The sequence below is a fragment of the Streptomyces sp. NBC_01304 genome, from assembly GCF_035975855.1.
In the GTDB taxonomy this organism is placed as follows: domain Bacteria; phylum Actinomycetota; class Actinomycetes; order Streptomycetales; family Streptomycetaceae; genus Streptomyces.
The window spans coordinates 9,559,846-9,576,931 of sequence record NZ_CP109055.1 but is presented as its reverse complement, the minus strand read 5'-3'; the positions used below and the strand labels follow the sequence as shown (position 1 = coordinate 9,576,931).

13 protein-coding genes and 1 pseudogene are annotated in these 17,086 nt (G+C 68.1%); 10 read left to right on the top strand and 4 right to left on the bottom strand.

Annotation, left to right across the window (positions count from 1 at the left end; genetic code table 11):
- Positions 1-48 precede the first annotated feature (48 nt).
- Together OG430_RS42670 and OG430_RS42665 are read right to left on the bottom strand one after the other, a co-directional pair.
- Entirely contained in the window at positions 49-2,970 is a 2,922-nt protein-coding gene (locus OG430_RS42670) for a lectin-like domain-containing protein (RefSeq protein WP_327358040.1), read from the bottom strand.
- A 350-nt stretch (positions 2,971-3,320) separates the two neighbouring features.
- On the bottom strand, positions 3,321-3,911 hold the full coding sequence (locus tag OG430_RS42665) for a hypothetical protein (protein WP_327358039.1): 591 nt from the start codon (positions 3,909-3,911) through the stop codon (positions 3,321-3,323).
- Positions 3,912-4,664: 753 nt separating this feature from the next.
- On the opposite strand from OG430_RS42665, the gene shc reads away from it, so the two are divergent.
- The 5 genes and pseudogenes from shc to OG430_RS42645 all read left to right on the top strand — a co-directional run bounded on the left by shc (position 4,665) and on the right by OG430_RS42645 (position 9,332).
- Complete coding sequence (gene shc, locus OG430_RS42660) at positions 4,665-6,614, top strand: squalene--hopene cyclase (protein WP_327359455.1); 1,950 nt, start codon at positions 4,665-4,667, stop codon at positions 6,612-6,614.
- A 35-nt stretch (positions 6,615-6,649) separates the two neighbouring features.
- Positions 6,650-8,032, top strand: coding sequence for a cytochrome P450 (locus tag OG430_RS42655; protein WP_442816657.1), 1,383 nt, complete (start codon positions 6,650-6,652; stop codon positions 8,030-8,032).
- A gap of 133 nt (positions 8,033-8,165) precedes the next feature.
- Positions 8,166-8,462: a transposase gene (locus OG430_RS42650; RefSeq protein ID WP_327358037.1), complete on the top strand. Its 297-nt coding sequence runs from the start codon at positions 8,166-8,168 to the stop codon at positions 8,460-8,462.
- Positions 8,459-8,758, top strand: a pseudogene (locus OG430_RS49630) (IS3 family transposase); the annotation flags it as partial. The gene OG430_RS42650 and the pseudogene OG430_RS49630, both read left to right, overlap by 4 nt.
- A gap of 106 nt (positions 8,759-8,864) precedes the next feature.
- The gene (locus OG430_RS42645) at positions 8,865-9,332 is read left to right on the top strand and encodes an integrase core domain-containing protein (protein WP_327358036.1); all 468 of its coding nucleotides are present in this window, start codon (positions 8,865-8,867) and stop codon (positions 9,330-9,332) included.
- Positions 9,333-9,397: 65 nt separating this feature from the next.
- On the opposite strand, the gene OG430_RS42640 is transcribed toward OG430_RS42645, so the two are convergent.
- Together OG430_RS42640 and OG430_RS42635 are read right to left on the bottom strand one after the other, a co-directional pair.
- Positions 9,398-10,375: an L-threonylcarbamoyladenylate synthase gene (locus OG430_RS42640; protein WP_327358035.1), complete on the bottom strand. Its 978-nt coding sequence runs from the start codon at positions 10,373-10,375 to the stop codon at positions 9,398-9,400.
- A 129-nt stretch (positions 10,376-10,504) separates the two neighbouring features.
- On the bottom strand, positions 10,505-11,143 hold the full coding sequence (locus tag OG430_RS42635) for a carbonic anhydrase (protein ID WP_327358034.1): 639 nt from the start codon (positions 11,141-11,143) through the stop codon (positions 10,505-10,507).
- Between the two features lie 637 nt (positions 11,144-11,780).
- Here OG430_RS42635 and OG430_RS42630 point away from each other — a divergent pair.
- From OG430_RS42630 to OG430_RS42610, 5 genes are all read left to right on the top strand, one after another.
- A complete protein-coding gene (locus OG430_RS42630; protein WP_327358033.1) occupies positions 11,781-12,182 on the top strand; it encodes a helix-turn-helix transcriptional regulator in 402 nt (133 codons plus the stop codon).
- 34 nt (positions 12,183-12,216) lie between these two features.
- Entirely contained in the window at positions 12,217-12,828 is a 612-nt protein-coding gene (locus OG430_RS42625) for a hypothetical protein (RefSeq protein WP_327358032.1), read from the top strand.
- Positions 12,829-13,011: 183 nt separating this feature from the next.
- Positions 13,012-14,208 carry an IS110 family transposase gene (locus OG430_RS42620; RefSeq protein WP_442816656.1) on the top strand — a complete coding sequence of 399 codons (1,197 nt, stop codon included), beginning with the start codon at positions 13,012-13,014 and terminating at the stop codon, positions 14,206-14,208.
- A gap of 77 nt (positions 14,209-14,285) precedes the next feature.
- Positions 14,286-14,489, top strand: a complete 204-nt coding sequence (locus OG430_RS42615) for a hypothetical protein (protein ID WP_327358030.1) — start codon at positions 14,286-14,288, stop codon at positions 14,487-14,489.
- Between the two features lie 1,506 nt (positions 14,490-15,995).
- Entirely contained in the window at positions 15,996-17,039 is a 1,044-nt protein-coding gene (locus tag OG430_RS42610; RefSeq protein WP_327358029.1) for a sensor histidine kinase, read from the top strand.
- The last annotated feature ends 47 nt before the right edge of the window (positions 17,040-17,086 follow it).

Here is a 17,086-nt window from a genome sequence, read left to right as displayed (position 1 = left end):
GGTCCCGGCGGTGCTTTCACGAGGTGTCCGCGGTGTGCGGACTCAGGGTCAGCCCACGTCCACCGTCACGCTGTTCCAGGTGCCGGTGGCGTCCGTGTAACCGCCGAGGAGGCAGTGCGCGGCGCCCGGGATGATGTTCGCGGCGATGTCCCAGTCGGCCGTGGCGTGCACCTTGTTGCCCTTGTACGCGCCGTCGGTCACGACACCCTCGAAGTTCGCGCCGGACAGCGTGAGCTTCGAGGTGCCCTCGACCTTGGAGGTGAGGATCTTGCCGTTGACGTACCAGCGCATGACGCCGGTCATCGTCGCGTTCGGGATACCGAGCGCGGGGACACAGGACCCCTTGCCGATGCCGTTGAACGAGACCTGGACCGAGGCCGGCGCCAGCTTGGAGTCGCTGGACGTACAGCCGGAGCTGGTGCCCGCGCCGGTGAAGGACTGCGTCTTGTCACCGATGCCGAGACCCGGCTTCATGCTGATCCGGGCCATGCCGCCGTAGCAGCTCACCCCGGCGCCCGCGGTGCCGTCGCCGCCGGCCTTGACGTCGACGGAGTCCTTGACGGTCTTGTCGCCGTCCGGGTCGCCCTTGGTGCCCACGCCCGTGGTGCCTTCGACCGTGCCCGACACGTCGTTGCCGACCGCGGTGGTCACCTTGATGGGCGGGTACTGCTTGCCGGGCTGCAGCGCGTCGTCACCGGTGCCGGGGCGGGTGCAGGTGACGGTCTGGCCGTCGATCTTGCAGTCCCAGCCGGCGCCCTGGGCGACCTTCGGCACGACACCCTCGGGGAAGGTACGGACGACCTTGACCGAGTCGTGCGTCGGGCCCGCGTCGGGCGCGTTGCTGACGTCGATGTTGAACTCGGCGGGCTTGCCCGCGACCACATCGCCGACCGGCTTGGTCACCACGGACAGGTCGGGCTCCTTGGCCGAGGCCGGGATCACCGAGACGGTGTCCTTGACCGGCGGCTTGGTGTCCTGGCCCGGCGTGCCGGCCTCGGTGGTGCCGGTCAGGTCGCCCTTGGCGCCCTTGTCGACCTCGGTGTCGACGTTGATCGGCGGGTAGTTCTTGCCGGGCTGCAGCGCGTCGTCGCCGGTGCCGGGGCGGGTGCAGGTGACGGTCTGGCCGTCGATCTTGCAGTCCCAGCCGTCACCGTTGGCGGCCACGGGCTTGACGCCCTCGGGGAAGGTGCGGACGACCTTCACCTCGCCGGTGGTCGGGCCCGCGTCGGGCGCGTTGCCCACGCCGATGGCCCACTTGGCGGGCTTGCCGGCGACCACGTCACCGACCGGCTCGGTGACCACGGACAGGTTCGGGTCCTTGGCGGCCGGGTTGACCTTGGTGGTGTCCTTGACCGGGGTGGTGTTGGGCGCGCTGGGCGTGGTCACCTGGGTGGTGCCGTCCAGGTCGCCGGACGCGTCGTCGTCGACGTCGGTCTTGACGTTGATCGGCGGGTAGTTCTTGCCCGGGTCCAGTACGTCGTCGCCGGTGCCGGGGCGGGTGCAGGTGACGGTCTGGCCGTCGATCTTGCAGTCCCAGCCTTCGCCGGCCGCCTCGGTGGGCTTGATGCCCTCGGGGAAGGTGCGGACGACCTTCACCTCGCCGTCGGTCGGTCCGGCCTCCGGCTTGTTGGCCACGTCGATCTGGTACTCGGCGGGCTCACCGGCGGTCACGTCGCCCTTGGGCTTGGTGGTGACCGTCAGGTCCGGGCCCTTGACCGGGGTGACGCTGACCGGGCTGGTCTCCGGCTTCGGGTCGGACTCGCCCGGGGTGGTCGCCCCGGAGGTGATCTCCTTGTCGCCCTTGGCGTCCTTGGCGACCTCGGTCTTCACCAGGACCGGCGGCTTGGCGTCGCCCGGCTTGAGGGCGTCGGGGCCGGAGCCGGGTCGCTTGCAGGTGACCGTCTGGCCCGCCACGGAGCAGTCCCAGCCGTCGCCGGAGGCGGAGACCGGCTTGATGCCCTCGGGGAAGGTCTGGGTGGTGACGATGTCGCCGTGCGTGGGACCGGCGGCCTTGGCGTTGCTGGTGGTCATCTCGAACTCGGCCGGCTCGCCCGCCTTGACCGGGCCCGTGGGCACGACCTTCGTGACGAGGTTCGGCTCGATCGTCTCGACCTTGCCGTTCCACAGCTCGTGGACCGCGGTGGAGTCGCCGGTCGAGGCCGCGACACCGATCCGGAGGGTGTCGGGGACCTTCGGCTGGCCCTTGATCTCGTCGAGGTCGACGGGCTCGATGACCTCGCGCGGCTCAGTGCCGTCGTGGAAGTCGATGTGGACCGTGACGACGCCCTCGCTGGACAGCTCCACGATGGCGGTACGCCGCGCCTCGGCGCGGTTGGTGGCGCCCGGAGCGGCCAGCTTTCGGCCCGACTTGTACGTCGCGACCATCGGGTTCTTCACGCTGGACGCGCCACGGATCGTGATCGAGTTGCCCGTACGTTCCGACAGGCCACCCACGGCACCCGCGTCGTTGTGGGAGTCCGTGAAGTTGCCGTAGACGTCGAGGCCGATACCGAGATAGCCGCCCTCGATGCCGACGTAGCCGAGACCCGAGCCGTTCTTGCCGGACTTCGTCGGCATTTCGGCAGCGCCGTCGAGCAGCATCAGCGCGATGCCGTCGGCCGGGTCCCCGGGCTCCATCGGGTCGTAGATGCCGAAGTCGATGCTGAACTTCGTGCCGCTCCGGGTCGTGATCGGGTTCTTCGAGATGGCGTAGCCGTTTTGCAGCTTCTTGTTCGACGTCAGCCGCAGTGCGCCCTGCCCCGGCTTGTCGCCGACCTTCTCCTGGCAGCCCTCGAGCGGCTTGGGAGTGGCGGTCGACGCCGTCAGACAGGCCCAACCGGTGGGGTCGCCCTCCTTGTAGGGCCCGCCGTACCACTTGGTCTGGTCGACCGTGGGACCGGTGAAGGGCTCGTTGGCGATCACTTCCGCCGTGGCGGACTGCGCCGTGACGAGGGACAGACCCATGGTCATGGCCGTGACCAGTCCGAGTGCCGCAGTGAGCCGGGGAGGTCGCGACCTCCCCCGGCGCTCGCGACAGTGTCCGATATCCACCATGTACCTCCTCCAGAAACGCGACAGGGTCTGCCACACGTATCCGATTAGTCACGCTACGTACGTACTGAGTTGCAGAACGTAGTGATGCGCGATCATCGGAACACCGCGACGGACTCCCCGCGACCCCTCGAAGCCCAAAGGGGTGAACGCCAGTTACCCGCTCGGTCCGGTCAAGTCCCGTATGGAATGCGCGAGTTGGGGAAGCGCAAAGGCTTGGCACCGACCGTGACGGTCGGCGCCAAGCCTTTGGGGGTGCTGGGGGTGGATCAGGCCACGTCGACCGTCAGGGTGTCCCAGGTGCCGGTCGCGTCGGTGTAGCCGCCGGTGAAGCAGCCCGCGACGGCCTGGACGATGTTGGTCTCGAAGTCCCAGTTGGCCGTGGCGTTGACCTTGTTGCCCTTGAACGGGCCGTCCGTGACGACGCCTTCGAAGGTGGCACCGGACAGCGCCAGCTTGGCCGTGCCGCGGACCTTGCTGACCTGGTTGTCCAGGTCGACGCCGGCCATCGTCCAGCGGATCGCGCCGGTCATCTCGGCGTTCGGGATGCCGAGCGCGGGGAGGCAGGATCCCTTGCCGGTGCCCGTGAAGGACGCGTTGGCCGAGGACACCGACAGCTTGGAGTCGCTCGAGTTGCAGCCCGAGGTCGTGCCCGCGCCGGTCCAGGTCTGCGCCTTGTCGCCGAAGGTGAGGCCCGGCTTGATGCTGATCCGCGCCGCGCCGCCGTGGCAGGTCACGCCGGCGCCGACCGTCGGGTCCGGGGCGGCGGTCGTGACGGCCTGGGCGGAGGCCGGGGCCAGGGCGACGAGCAGGGCAGCGGCCGGTACGGCTCCGGCGACCTTCTTGAGCATTGCGTGCATGGTGATTTCTCCTGCGTCTGTGCAGCTGAGGGCGTGGTACGTACCGACCACGCATTCAGTGTTCGCACAGAGTTACGATGTGCGCACGTTAAGTGGCCTACGGGAGTGGCATAGAACGAGGATCCGGCCGGAAAACGGCACTCCCTGGCGCACCCCGTGGTGATACTTGGTCGTGATCGCGAGCAGAGCGTGCCCCGCCTCACCACTCCAGTAGGGCGACGTCATGGGCCCCCTCGGGGTGGCGTACGGCTCACGCAGGGTCTAGTGAGTCATGCTCAAGCTGCACTAAGGTCCTCACCCGCCTCGCGTGCCGCCTTCCCTGGCGGATGTGGTGGCCGTCGGACATTCACCAACCGGCGGCCACTCTCCCTCTCGTAGCGTCGATCGAGGCGCTGGCTTTGAGATCTCCCAGCCGATTCGCTTCCCAGGCAATCAACCGTTGGTTTAGAGGTCGTTTTCACCTGGTTTGCGTCGGCCCATGCGTCTCTTTACTTGTCCTGGGTCTCACGCCGCCAGTGGCCCTGGTGGAGCGCACCCGCTGCTGGGCATCCGGTCCAGCCGGGGCTCCTATCCGCCGGTCGATGCTCTCCTGGAGCCGTCGAGATTCCTTGGCGTGACGGGCGTCCATCTTGCGCAGGTCGTGGGCGGAGGTCCAGGCGCATTGCCGCCGGGCCTGGAACGGCTCAGTACGCCATTGCAGTGGTCCGCAACCACTATCAGTTACTGAATCTCGCTCTCGGGGAGGTTCTCCTCGTGACCGTGGAAAACGCATCCGCTCCCCCGTCGACCCGGCGCCCATCCGCCGAGCGAGCAGCCGCACTGGCCATCCAGCACCTTCTGTCCCGCCAGGATGCTCAGGGCTGGTGGAAGGGTGACCTCGAGTGCAATGTGACGAGCGACGCAGAAGACCTGCTGCTGCGTCAGTTCCTTGACATCCAGGACAAGAAGACCACCCACGCCGCCGCTCGCTACATCCGTGGCCAGCAACGCGAGGACGCGACCTGGGCCACCTTCCACGGCGGACCGGGTGAGCTCTCCACTACCATCGAGGCGTACGTCGCACTACGGCTCGCCGGAGACGCGCCCGACGATCCGCACATGGCTGGAGCAGCCGCGTGGATCCGCGCGCACGGCGGCATCGCCGCGAGCCGGGTGTTTACCCGGATCTGGCTCGCATTGTTCGGCTGGTGGAAGTGGGACGACCTGCCGGAGCTGCCGCCTGAGGTGATTTTCCTGCCCAAGTGGTTCCCGCTCGACATCTACCACTTCGCCTGCTGGGCCAGGCAGATTATCGTGCCTCTCACGATTGTTTCCGCCAAGCGCCCCGTACGACCCGCGCCCTTCTCCCTTAACGAGCTACATACTGACCCGCGTCTACCCAATCCTTCCAGACGGCTTGCTCCCGTGAACAGTTGGGACGGCTTCTTCCAACGCCTCGACAAGGCTCTACACGCGTATCACAAGGTGGCACCACGCCGACTGCGCAAGGCCGCCATGAGCAGGGCGGCACTCTGGATCATCGAACGGCTAGAGAGCGATGGCTGCTGGGGTGGTATCCAGCCGCAGGCCACGTATTCATTGATCGCCCTCCGTGTGCTCGGTTACCAACTGGAACACCCGGTCATGCGCGCGGGTTTGGCATCGCTGGACACTTTCGCGGTCTGGCGCGAGGACGGCGCCCGCATGATCGAAATCGCTCAATCACCGGTATGGGACACCAGCCTCGCGGTCTGCGCGCTCGCCGACGCGGGAGTCAATCCCGATCATCCGGCACTCGTCAAGGCCACCGACTGGATGCTGGGGAAACAAATCCTGCGGCGCGGCGACTGGGCCGTACGCAGGCCCGGTCTCGATCCGGGCGGCTGGGCATTCGAGTTCCACAACAACAACAATCCCGACCTGGATGACACCGCGGAGGTCATCCTCGCATTGCGCCGCGTCCAGCACCCAGACCCGGTGCGTGTTAGCGCGGCCATCAGGCGCGGCGTGCGCTGGAGCCTCGGCATGCAGTCTGGGAATGGCGCGTGGGGCGCCTTCGACGTCGACAACAACAGCTCATTGCCCGGCAAGCTACCGTTCTGTGATTTCGCCGAGGTCACCGACCCGCCGTCCGCCGATGTCACCGCGCACGTAGTGGAAATGCTCGCCAACGAGGGAAGATCAGCTGACCCGCGCACCCAGCGCGGCATCGAATGGCTTCTCACCGAACAGGAGCCTTCCGGCGCCTGGTTCGGCCGCTGGGGCGTCAATCACGTATACGGAACCGGGGCGGTGGTACCCGCGCTGATCGCTGCGGGGTTGCCCGCAGCACATCCCGCGATCCGCCGCGCCGTCACCTGGCTGAGGTCCGTGCAGAACGACGACGGGGGCTGGGGCGAGGACCCGCGCTCCTACCTCGACGAAGATTGGGTCGGACGGGGCACCTCCACTGCCTCCCAGACCGCCTGGGCGCTGCTCGCCCTCCTGGCGGCCGACGAGCGGGAGAGCGAGGCTGTTGAGCGGGGTATTGGGTGGATCACCCTGGCCCAGCGCGAGGACGGCACATGGGACGAGCCTCACTTCACAGGGACCAGTTTCCCTGGGGACATGTCGCTCAGCTACCACCTCTACCGCCAAGTCTTCCCACTCATGGCACTCGGCCGCTACTTGCGTGCTGTACAGCAGGGACAGTCCGTCTGCGGCACCTCGGATCTGCCTCGATAGCACGACGCTCGTCAGTAATGTCCTTGAGGAGCCTCATGGTTGCCCCTACCCTCCCGCTCCATCCCGTTCCTGGCCCGCGTGGGCTGCCGCTGATCGGGAACCTCCTCGCCTACGGCAGCGACCCCCTGGCTTTCCTCACGCGACTGCGGGACGACTTCGGGGACGCTGTGACCTGGTCGTTTGGACCGTGGCGGAGTCTTCTCATCTCACACCCCACACACATCGGGGAACATTTCGAAGGCATCGGACGGAGTTACCGGACCCTCGCCCCTCCCGAGACCCTCAAACGGGTGATCGGCAAGAGCGTACTCACCAGCCAGGACGACGAATGGCGTCGCAAGCGGTCCCTCGTCCAGCCTGCTGTCCGCCCTCGTCAGGTACGCGGATACGCCACCACGATGGTCGACTGCGCTGAGGCACTCGCCGACAGCTGGAAGGACGGTCAACGGGTCGACGTAGTGCGGGAGATGTACCTGCTCATGCAGCGGATCGTTGCGCAGACCCTTTTCGGCAACGACATCGGCAAGCAGGCTGACACCCTCAGCACTGCGTTGTCCGCCGCTCTGGCAGAGATCGGGAGAGAGGTGCGGAGCATCAGCCTCCTCTTCCCTCCCTGGGTGAGCACTCCGGCGCGACGCCGGATGCGCACCGCGACCGCCACGATCAACACCGAGATCCACCGCCTCATCCAAGACCGGAAGAACGCAGCAGACCGGACCGAACCTCGAGACGACCTCCTGAGCAGACTCCTCGCGGCTCGGGACGAAGACGGCCTGCCGTTGTCCTCCACAGAGGTACGGGACGAGGCAGTGACGCTCTGGTTCGCTGGGCAGGAGACCACTGCCACCACGCTGACCTGGATCTGGCATCTCCTGTCGACACACCCCACAGCACGGGCTGTCCTCACCGAGGAACTGGATCGGGTACTGGCCGGACGCCCTCCGGCCTTCGACGACTACGAACGCCTGACCTGGACCGAGCAGATCGTCAAAGAGGCACTGCGGCTCTACCCACCCGGCTGGGCGCTCGCCGCAAGAGCCCAGGAAGGCGCATCCTTGGGCGGTCTCCCGGTCCGTGCCGGCACGACCGTCTGGTGCAGCCCGTGGTCCCTACACAGAGACCCCCGCTGGTTTCCCGACCCCACGGCCTTCCGTCCCGAACGTTGGGACGTCGATGCCCCGCACATGGTACCCACCCACGCGTGGATTCCATTCGGAGGTGGTCAACGCATCTGCCTCGGCGCCCGGTTCGCCATGGTCGCGGCAGTAATGACAGTCGCGACTCTGGCGCAACGCTTCCACATCGACCTTGATATCGCCCCGGGCGGGGCTGCGCCCGTGGCGGGCCTAACGCTCACGCCGACCGGTCCCCTCCACGCCACCCTGCACGCCGTCAGACCACTGACGGCAGGGCGCTGAACCGGATCATCGGTTCGATAGGCAGATTGCTCGACCACCCATGCGCCCACAGGGTTCGGGCACTCCCGAAGCTTCCCCTTGATCGTGGACACCTGGAGACTGGGACATGAGGTTCCAGAGGAAGTAGTGCCAGGTGGGAAGTAAGAACAACCGCAGCAAGCGGTATCCCGAGGAGTTCACGCGGGATGCGGTCGCGCTGGTGGACTCCACGGGCCGCACCGTCACCGAGGTCGCGCGGGACCTCGGGGTGAGCCCCGAGTCGCTGCGGGGCTGGTACAAGCAGGCCTGCGCCGACCGCGGTGAGGGCCGGCCCGGCGAGCTGGCGAGCGAGGAGCTCAAGCGGCTGCGCAAGCAGAACGCTGAGCAGGCCAAGACCATCGAGGTGCTGCGAAAAGCCGCGGTCTTCTTCGCGAAGGAGAGCGATCGGTGAGCGCGATATACGCGTTCACCGAGGCGGAGAAGACCACCCATGATGTTGCTTTCCTGTGCCGGCTGCTGAACGAGGCCCGCTCTTCGTTCTACGCCTGGCGCTCGGCGGCGAAGGCCCGCGCCGCGAAGAATGCGGCCGACAGCGCCCTCGCGCACGAGATCGCCGTCCTGCACATAGCTTCACGCAGGACCTACGGGGTCCCGCGCATCCATGCCGAACTGCGGCGCCTGGGACGGCGGATCAACCGCAAACGTGTCGAGCGGATCATGCGTGAGCACGGTATTCAGGGTGCCCATCGCCGCCACCGGCGCTCGCTGACCCGGCCGGACAAAAGGGCCCGCCCGGCCCCGGACCTGATCGGCCGCGACTTCCACGCTGACACTCCCGGCACCAAACTGGTCGGTGACATCACCTCCCGACGGTCGAGGGCTGGCTCTCCCTCGCCTGCTGGCTGGACCTGGCCACCCGCGAGGTCGTCGGCTACGCGATGGCCGACCACCACCGCGCGAGTCTGGTCGTCGACACCCTCAAGACGGCCTGCCAGCAGCGTCGCCCCGCCCATGGAGTGTCTTCCATTCGGATCGTGGTTGTCAGTACACCAGTCAGCAATTCGCTGCTCTGGCCGCCGAGTTCGGCATCCGGCTCTCGGTCGGTCGCGCCGGTCAGTGCTGGGACCACGCACTCGCCGAGTCGTTCTTCGCCACCATCAAACGGGAGTTGCAGTTGCTCGACAGCACTGCCTGGCAAAGCCGGGCAGCCGCCCGCACCGCGATCTTCGAATTCATCGAGGGCTGGTACAACCTGCACCGACTGCACAGCAGCCTCGACTACCGCAGCCCCGCCGACTACGAGACCACACTCGCGGCCTGACCACCACACCAATCGTGTCCGTCAAAGCGGAACAAGCTCACGCCATGGCTGGTTCAGTAGTGGGGTCAGTGGGAGGGCCGGGGCCCGGCGGCGCGGCGGAGCCGGTTGGCGATGGCGAGGCCCAGCCCTTGCTCTGGCGGCAGGGAGGCGACGATGAGGTCGCACCCTTGCTGGTCGAGGTCGCGCAGGAACCCGTACAGCTCGCGCGCGTAGGCGGCCATCGAAGAGGGGACCGTCACCACGGCGTGCGCCTTCACCGGGACGTCGGCGAGGGAGGGGGGAAGGAAGACGCCCGTCTGGTGCCCGCGTTCCAGCGCGAGCTCTGCCTCAGCGATGACGTTCTCGGGCTCGACGAGGATAACCCGTGCACGCGGTGCGTAGTGAGAGGGATGCTGGCCCGGCACTCGGACGCGGCTGGTCGAGTCGACTCCCAACGGGCGCCCCAGCACCGCCTCGAGGTCCTCGCACGTCACCCCGCCGGGCCGAAGAATGGTCGGGATCTCGCCTGTGGCATCGACGATGGTCGACTCGACACCGACCTCGCAGGGCCCGCCGTCCAGCACGAAGTCGACCCCGGGACCGAGTTCCGTACGGACATGGTGCGCGGTGGTGGGGCTGACCGAGCCGAAGCGGTTGGCAGATGGGGCCGCGATCCCGCCGCCAAAGCCCGCCAGCAGCGCGAGCGCGATGGGGTGGTCAGGCACGCGCACGGCCACCGTCTGAAGGCCACCCGTCACTTCGAGGGGTACCCGGCGACTGCGCCGCAGGACCAGCGTGAGGGGCCCCGGCCAGAAGTGTTCGGCCAGCAGGCGCGCCGCCTCGGACACATCCTCGGCCCAGTCGACCAACTGCTCCGCGCCACCAATATGGACGATCAGCGGGTGGGAAGGAGGGCGCCCCTTGACCTGGAAGACGCGCGCGACGGCGGCAGCATCCTCGACATTGGCACCCAGCCCGTAGACAGTTTCGGTCGGAACGGCCACCAGGCCCCCGGCGCGCAGCACACCGGCCGCCGTATTGATGTCCGTGGTTTGTGCCGTCACCCTCGTGATCCCTTTCACTGTCTGCTCTCCATCTTCCGTTGGTCTCGTCGGTGCATAACGACGAGCCAAGGCCGAGGCATCGCGCGGGCCCGCCCGTACCACCGGCGGACAGGCCCACAGCGGGTACGACTATGCCGAGGCAGCAGCCCTGCTCAGGCCGTGGGAGGCCACCACCTGGGCGCTGCCGTCGGCGAGCCGATAAGACAGGCCCACCACGGCGAGGCGGCCGGCGGCCACCTTCTCGGCCAGGCCCCGGGAGCGCTCCAATAGCAGATCCACGGTTTGCCGAATGTGCTCGGCCAGGATCTCCTCGTCCCGGCCGCGTCCGGCGGCGCGGGCCGCCAGCACACTCGGGGTCACCCGCTCGACCACGTCACGGACGAAGCCGGTGGGCACCTGGCCGCCGTCGGCGGCGTCCTTGGCTGCCGCTATGGCCCCGCACGAGTCATGGCCCAGAACCACGACCAGCGGGCAGTCCAGCACGCTCACCCCGTACTCGATGCTGCCCAGCACCTCCGAACCGGCCACATGCCCGGCCGTACGGACCACGAACAAATCCCCCAGCCCCCGGTCGAAGATGATCTCGGCGGCCAGCCGGGAATCGGAGCACCCGAACATTACCGCGAAGGGACTCTGAGCCGGTGCGGTCTCGGTGCGGCGTGCTGCGTCCTGGTTGGGGTGCTCCAACGAGCCGGTGACGAACCGCTGGTTGCCGTCCAGCAGCATCTCGAAAGCGTCATCGGGAGTCGGCGTCAGCATCTCAGTCATGGCCGCAGGGTACGGCCGGCCCAGCAAGGGCACACAGCCGGGTCGACCGTACGCGCCTGTGCCGACAGCACCCAGGCACGCTGGGCGATGCCGCCCTCGGCCACCTTCGCCCGCACCGCGGAGCTGCTCAGCCTGGCACTCGGTCAATCCGCTTGGACACAATGCCGTTGGGCAAGATCCAGGCCTTGGGCCTCCCCGTGCGGGCAGGCGACGCTCCGGCTGCTACGGCATCTACCGGTGCCGGGCAGCAGGTGACCGAGTAGCCACTGTCCGGCGCGGGTGAGTCACCCCTACGCTGCGAACGGACGGGAAGCTGCCTGTCCTCCCGGAGGGGGTCGGCCAGGGCCCAACTCCCGCGGTGCCCAGGGGCCGGGAGGACGCCGCGCCGGAATCCGTGCAGGAGGACGCGCTCCGGCGCCCGGGGATCGCCGCCGACCGGATTTCCGGCGACGATCCCCGGATAGCCGGGAGCCCCGACTGCAGCGTCGGGACGGAGCCTCCCCGGCGCCCGCGCAGCTGTGCGGCCCACAGCTCGTGAGCCCCGAGCCGATCTCGCAGCCTCACCGGGCAGCAGGTCTCGTCACAGTTCGGTCGAGGACTCTCGGTACTCCGCACTGGGTACAGGCAGCCTCAGAGAATGGAGCAGAGGGGGCTGCTGAGCACGATGAATGACCGCCAGGGCCAGCGGTGGACGTTCCTGACCAGCCACGCCCGGGTACTGCTGGCCATCGCCCGCGACCCAAACATACGACTGCGCACCATCGCCGCCCGCTGCGAGATCTCCGAGCGCACCGTGCAGGCCATCGTCGTCGACCTCGAGCAGGCTGGCTATCTACACCGGCAACGCACCGGACGCCGCAACCAGTACACGCTCCACCTTGACCGACCACTGCGACACCCCGCCGAAGCCGGCCTGACCGTCCGCGCCCTGGTGGTACTCGCCAAGCACGAGCCGTCCAGCGCCGACGACAGCCATGCCCACCCCACCCGGGCCGCTCAAGCGTCGAGGACGGCTTCCACGACGGCAACGGTGCCGTAGACGGGCGGGACCCAGTCAGTGCCAGTCATCGTACGTGGCCAGCCTCGCCGCCAGCGCGTCACTGGGCACCGGCGCCGGAATCGCCCAGGCCCAGGACGGGGCCGAGGCGGTCAAGCGCGTCCACAACGCCATGCAGATAGCCGATCCGTCCAACCCAGACGCCTTCTGCACGATTGGCGCGGTGGGCACGGACGACTACGGGCGGAACATCGCCATCTCGGCGGGCCACTGTGGGGGCGGTCCGATCGCCGATCGCAAGATCCACGACAACAGCTACCCCGTCTATGACCGACGGGACTTCGCATTCGGCCCGATCGGGTACGTGCGGTACTTCAAGAGCCCCGAGGGCTCGATGACTGGACACCCGACCAAGGACTACATGGTTATTGAACTGGTCTCGGACATCACGCCCTCGTCGCAGGGGCCGACCCTCAAACAGACCGGACAGCTGGAAGTCCCCGGCGAACAGCCCAGCCCGATCGCCCTGAGCCCCGCACGCGCCGACGAGCGCCTGCTGGGCGCCGGTCTCTTCGACAACAACGAGCTTGTAGTTTCTGGCCAGTTGGGCGTCTGGTACGGCCGCATCACGAACAACTCAAGCGGCTCTACCTTTTTGTCCGGGAAGGTCCTCCCGTTCGTAGGGTGAGGGCACCCAGGGGAGACGGGTGTGGCTTTCAGGCGGCTGCCGTTCGTGGCTTCCAATGCTTTGCCTCCCGTCTCCCCACGACGACTCGGCCGCCGATTGGGAAGTGCGAATGTGTCGCTGTGTAGAGCAATGCCGGCGAGGTCGTCCGTGGTACGCACTGCAAGCACGACCTGATGGAGCATGATGAGCCGGATATGGGCGGGGACCGACTGCGGCAAGAGCCACCACCACACGCTGGTCCTGGACGCCGAGGGCGAGGCGCTGTTGTCGCGGCGGGTGGCCAACGACGAGCCCGAACTCCTCGACCTGATCGCCGACGTGCTGGCGATCGCCGACGGAGGCCACGTCACTTGGGCCATGGACATGAACGGCGGCGAGCCCGCCTTGTTGATCGAGCTGCTGCTGAACCATGGCCAGGAGATGGTCTACATCCCCGGCGTCGCGGTGAACCGGGCCACCGACGCCTACCGAGGAGAGGGCAAGACCGACGCGCGGGACGCGCGCGTGATCGCGGACCAGGCCCGGATGCGCCGCGATCTGCAGCCGATCCGCCCCGGTGACGAAGCCGCGATCGAACTCACGCTGCTGACCGAACACCGTGCCGGTCTCGTGGAAGGCCGCACCCGCACGATCAACCGGCTCAAGTCTCTGCTCAACCGGATGTTCCCGGCCCTGGAACGAGCCCTCGACATGGGCACCGTCGGCGCTCTGGTCCTGCTGAGCGGCTACCAGAGTCCGGCGGCGATCCGCCGCACAGGCAAGCGGCGCCTTGCGACGTGGCTGCGTAACCGCAAGGTTCGCACCCCCGAGGCCGTCGCGGCCAAGGCCGTGGAAGCCGCCGAGCGCCAGCACACCGCTGTCACCGGGGAGAAGGCCATCTCGAAGATGGTGCACACCCTGGCGAAGGAGGTGATGGCCCTCAACGAGAAGATCGCCGAGACCGACAAGCTCATCGAGGGCCGGTTTCGTGAACACGAACTCGCCGAAGTGATCACGTCTGTTCCCGGGATCGGCCCGACGCTGGGCGCCGAGTTCCTCGCCGCCGTCGGCGGCAGCCTGGACGGCTTCCCCACCCCGGACCGGCTCGCGGCCTTCGCCGGAGTGGCACCAGCACCGCGGGACTCCGGACACGTCAGCGGCAACCTCCACCGGCCGACGAGATACCACCGGCGCCTGCAGCGTGTCTTCTACACCTCCGCGCTCGTCAGTATCCGCTGCGACGCCAACTCGCGCCGGTTCTACGACCGCAAGAGGGCAGAAGGCAAACGGCACGTCCAGGCCGTCCTCGCCCTCGCGCGCCGACGGGTCAACGTGATCTGGGCCCTCATCCGTGACCGACGGTGCTACACCGTCACACCCCCAGTCACTCACGCCACTTGACTTCCAGATTGGGAAGCATTTACCAGTCCCACGCCCCTCACGAGGCCGGCGACTCCGGCGGCCCGACCATCTGGCACGTGCCCGGAACCCCCTACCCGGCCGAGGCCAACGGCTTCCAGGCAGAAGGGCCCTGGGCCGGCATCACCAAGGCGCGCATCCTCGGCCTGCCGCCCTACGTCTACACCAGCTCGGCCAATATCCTCGCCGACTTGCGAGCCCGCGACGCCGCCGACACCGCTGACGTCTACGGCGCGGGCTTCGAAGTCACCACCAATCCCTGACCCCGCCAACGCGGCAGGCCGTCGGCCCGCCGCCCTGGCTGGTGAACAGTGCGCTGAAATCTCCGGCTCGGGGCGGTTCGGGCCAACGAGCATCCACATGGCGATGGCCATCAGGGCTGCCGCCCGATACCGACCGTCAGGCAGGTGGTCCGCGGACCGCGCCAGCCCTCCGTCTGCTTACGCCCCGACTCAGAGCCCTCTCACTGAGCCACGAGCTTCGCGGGCCTTCGGGCAGAGCCAGGTTGGCGCGACCACGTCACCCTCGCCTCCGTCGCCGCACCTTCTGCAGCCTGCAACGACTGAATCGCTCCCCAAAAGAGACGGCACCGGCCTGGGCCTCAGTCTGCGGCGAGGTGATCGCGCAGGTGGCAGATGGCGTCGCAAGCTGGATACCCGGCGGTCTCCACGGCTGGCGGAGTGACGTGCCGGAGGCGCTCAAGAGCGGTGTGCACTCCTGAGGACCGGCACGCCTCTCGAACCATGGATTCCAGTGATGCGTCCCCCGAATGTTCGCCGTCGCTGACAGCGGATGGCTTCTCCGGCCTCGTTCATGGCTGTCGTGAACTGCATACGCCTCCGGCGCACTTCGAGTGCCCGACTGGAAAAGTCCCTCCGCCACCGGTTCCGATCCGCGATGAGCATGGCCGCGATGCCGATCGCGGCGCCGATGGAGGTCGACAACGCCCAGTTCCAGTCCATGCGCATCAGCGTCACCACAACCGTCCGTCACTGTCAGGCGGGCACAGATACTGTTCCTGACAGGACCTCAACACTCAACGCCGCGGACAGCTTCGCGAAAGGCGCCCACGCCGCCTGGCCCCGGCCTACCTGACGCACTGATTCTCAGCCTCTGTCTGCAGCGGAAGGGTCCGCTGTGCAGCAGCTGAACGCACCAGGCCCGGCCCACATAGGCTCCTATCGTCTGATCGCTCGCCCGGGCGAGGGCCGCATGGGCCTGGTCTATCTGGGCCGTGACGCCGGCGGACGAGTCGTCGCCGTGAAGGTCGTACGGGGCGAGCACGCGCAGAACCCTCGCCTCACTCCTTCCCCAGACCACGGTCCTGGCCTCGCTCCGATGGCGGAGCCGGCCCGCACAAGACTGGTGGCCGCACCGTTCCGGCGTCGGACGCGCCCACTGGCCCCACCGTCAGGTCCGCCGGGGCGGCTCGTGCCTGTCGTGCTGGACGTTAGGGAGCGAGCCCGACACATCCGGTTCCGCGACGGCGGCGACTGCCGCAACATCGGCCGACTCTTGCCAAGCGTCCTCCCATAGACCTGCCACCGCGCCTGGTGCGGAGCATGATCCGGGGTATGAATGAGCACCGGCATGGCACGCCGTCGAGCGGCCTGCCTCTGCCTACAGATGCCCGGCAGTACGCCCGCTGGTCGCGCGTCGGGCGTCTGCTGGGGTCGCGTACCGGGGATTGGATCGCGGTCGCGCTGGTCTTCTTGCTCAGCCTGCCCAGGGTGCTGCTCCGCCCTGAGGATCCCGGTTGGAATCCGTGGTTGAACTGGCCTCTCGCGGTGGCGGCGCTCGGGACACTCTCGCTGCTCGTGCGGCGCCGGTGGCCGGAGGTCCCGGCGGTCGCCGGGCTGATCGTCCTCGCGCTGACCTCGGACGACGCGCTCCTTCGCTTCGGCGTCTATGCGGTGGGCCGCTACCGGCGGCTGCGCTACGCGGCCTGGTTCGCGGTCGCGGTTGTTTTCGTCCGCCTGTTCATCGTCGTCTTCATCGTCGACAAGCACTCAAATGCGGCTATCTGGGAGCTGATGCTGCTCACCTTCAGGTACTCCTTGATGAGCGTCCTGGGCCCAGCCTCGGCCGGTGCCGTGGTCCGTGCGTTCCGCGTGGGCGAGCTGCTCTCCGCGTTCCGTGCCCGCCTCGACCGCGAGGACGCCCTGGCCAAGGCCGAGGCGGCGGCCGAGCAGCGGGCCGAGCAGGGGCGCCGACGGATCGCCCGGGACGCGCACGATCACGTCGGGCACGAGGTGACCTTGATGGTTCTGCAGGCCAATCTCCTGTCCGCGCACGCACCCGACGAAAGGACCCGGACGGCAGCGGAGGACCTGGTCGAGCGCGGGCAGCGCGCCATCCAAGAACTGCACAGCATCGTGGCGACCCTGAAGGAGCCCGAGGTAAGACCCTCCTCGCCGTCCGACGTGCGGCGCATCGAGCGGCTTGTGGAGGAGGTACGCCGCAGTGGTGCGCCGGTCCGCCTCGACCAGCAGGACTTCGAGGACCGTCTGCTGCCGCCCGCAGTGGCCGAGTTCTGCTTCCGGGTGGCTCAGGAGGGACTGACCAATGCCGTCAAGCACGCGCCCTGCGCCGACGTCCTCGTGACCGTGGCCGCCGACGACACCTCCGCCGCCGTCGCCGTCCGCAATGGCGCGCCCGTCCTCGCCCCCGGCGCCCACGCGCAGGGGGGTGGCAACGGTCTGGAAGGCCTCGCCGAGCTGGCGGACCGGCTCGGCGGCGAGCTCACCTGGCGCACGACACCGGACGGCGGGTTCGAGGTGCGGGCCAGGGTGCCGCGTAAGACACCCGGCTGAGCGATCCCGGGCGACGTACGACACGGCGGGCTACAGGATGCGCGCCT